The organism is Chitinispirillales bacterium ANBcel5, from assembly GCA_029688955.1.
Taxonomy (GTDB): domain Bacteria; phylum Fibrobacterota; class Chitinivibrionia; order Chitinivibrionales; family Chitinispirillaceae; genus Cellulosispirillum; species Cellulosispirillum alkaliphilum.
Window position 1 is genome coordinate 1 of record JARUKZ010000087.1, and the last position, 2447, is coordinate 2447.

Sequence of the window (2447 nt, forward strand, 5' to 3'; positions counted from 1 at the left end):
ATATCAATATGGTAACCATCTGGGGAGTGCGAGTCTTGAGCTGAATGGAATTGGGGAGTTGATCTCTTATGAAGAGTTCTTCCCTTACGGCGGGACCTCTTTTGTGGTAGGAAACAGCGAGAAAGAAGTAAAGCTCAAAGAATACCGCTACACCGGAAAGGAACGGGATGATGCTACCGGGTTGTATTATTATGGGGCAAGGTACTATGCCTGCTGGCTCGGGAGGTGGTTGAGTGCGGATCCGGCGGGGCCGCTGGATGGGTGGAATTTGTATGAGTATGTGAGAGGGAATCCGGTTGTTTACAATGATCCAAATGGTAATAATTCCGTAGAACAGCAGGGACATAGGATAGCTGATGGGCGTAATATTGAATATCTTGAAAGTGGATTAAGTATTATAGAATTAACCCATAACAAAATTGAATTACAAACATTCTATATATATGCCGAAGATATTTCTCCCCGAATCAAAGGAAAACGGCTTGAAGGTGGCTCTTTTAGAGAGCAATTAGAAAAACGTGATTGGATTAGTGAAGACGAGAGAGAAGAAATAATAAATACAATAGCAGAGCTTGATGGTATTTTAGATTACGGGGAAGTCGATTTTCAACCAATTGATATTGATGGTTCCGAAGGGCTTATTACAAGACAAAAAGGAATAGATGCTGAAATATGGGTACCTACAACATATACAGAGGAACAGTTGATTGAAGAAGGTGGATTCCATCCTTCGATTGCAAGAGGAATTTTACAAGCAATGGAATTATATATTGAAGATGTAACGTCTTTTGTTGAAAAGGATGGAATGACTATAACTGAGGCAATAGAAACTGCTAATATGGTTAGCCAATCTGTTTTGGATGTAGCTCAACTGGGATTTGAAGTATTTACCGATATTATGGGTATGGCACAAGGAATAATAAAAACTTCCTATGGGATTACTGATATTGCAGAAACTTTTCAAAAGACCAACAAATTAAGAGGTGAATTGTCAGACAAAATCGAAAATAATACCACATATCAGAAATTTAGTGAAGTCGGAAATAGAATAGACGAAGTAAAAAGTAGAATAGAAAAATCTCGGGAAAGAAAAATACAAAGAGATTTTAGGAGAGCTAACCAATAAGATTAAGGGAAAATATGAAAGATTTAAGTAAAAAAAAGCTGGTTTATGTTTTAATCATCTTTATTGTACCTTTGTTGTCTTTGGTTGCGTTTAGATTGATAATTACCGACAAAGCGATGTTAAAGTTTGAATTACGTAACTATGGTGGTGAAATATCAAGAGAAAACATCTATATGCTTATCGATAATCTTACTCAGGAACAAACTGAATATATAAGAGGTTTTTTTAAAAGTAGGCCACCTGCAAAGTTTAACCCTGGAATTAGAAACTTCGCAAAAGGGCTTGCGGTACAGGAAATTATAAATAAAAATATTATAAATGTTGCTGATACTTTTGAAGATACTAATCCTTTTGAAAGGGGATATCAGTACCAAAAAACAAGTAAAGCTCTTAATATTAATTTTGATCCAACGTTGAAAAAATATGCGGCTAGAGTAAAACTTAATATGATATTTTGGGGTGATGATGATTTTAATATATACGATAGAAAAAGATCTTCTCAGGGTGTCATTTACAGGGGGTTTTCTGTTAGATGGGAAATGCCAAAAATTCTAAATACAGTTGGTATAATAAATAATGGAAAAAATGTGGAAGAGGAATATGAATCTTTTATTCAAAACAAAAATAAGACAGAAGAAAATAATAAAAAATTTAAAGATGCAATTTCAGCTAATTTTTTAGAATATATCTATAACATAGGAACAGGTTTTTATCACAGGTATAACAGAAGATTGGAGATCGAAGTATATAGGTTTTTTGGTTTTTTTCGTACTTCAGCAGCAACCAAAACAGAATGCTTACTGGACGCGTTTTTTTCTCCAACAGAGATAGAGAATAGAAATAAGATTACGAAACAACTCGAAATGAACAATCCCTATTTTGAAAAAGAGATATGTGAAGTGATGAGTAAGAGTTATGGAGAAGAAAAAATAGTAACCTGCTATGGGCTGATCGATTCTACAGTAGTAAAAATGAACCTTGACCATCATATTGCAACGGGTTGTTTTGAAAGATCGTTAGAAGTTGCAGAGAATGTTTGGAAGTCAATAAAGATTGAAGAAGAAAGAATTCAATAGAAACAGATAATTATACTGTGTCAAGTAGGTAGCTGTTAACAATTAAACCATAAACAACAATAACTCCTTTGATTCGGTATTCACCAATAATCAGATAGTAGAGCCTAAATGCACTTATGAATACGATGCACTCTACCGCCTTACCCGTGCCACCGGTCGCGAGCACACCGCCTTAAACCAGAACACTCCGCAACATGGTGATGAGTGGTTCAATCAGCATCTGGCGGATATTAATTTAGAATTTG

At 35.2% G+C, this 2447-nt stretch carries 2 protein-coding genes; both read left to right on the forward strand.

Annotated features, from left to right (window positions below; genetic code table 11):
- Positions 1-1126: RHS repeat-associated core domain-containing protein (locus QA601_18740; GenBank protein MDG5817140.1), on the forward strand; the 1126-nt coding region annotated here is incomplete at its 5' end.
- 14 nt (positions 1127-1140) lie between these two features.
- Complete coding sequence (locus tag QA601_18745) at positions 1141-2202, forward strand: hypothetical protein (GenBank protein MDG5817141.1); 1062 nt, start codon at positions 1141-1143, stop codon at positions 2200-2202.
- Positions 2203-2447: the final 245 nt, after the last annotated feature.

Bases quoted from the DNA above. Each gene is read 5' to 3' on its own strand.
- QA601_18745 (MDG5817141.1), top strand. From the start codon at position 1,141: ATGAAAGATTTAAGTAAAAAAAAGCTGGTTTATGTTTTAATCATCTTT.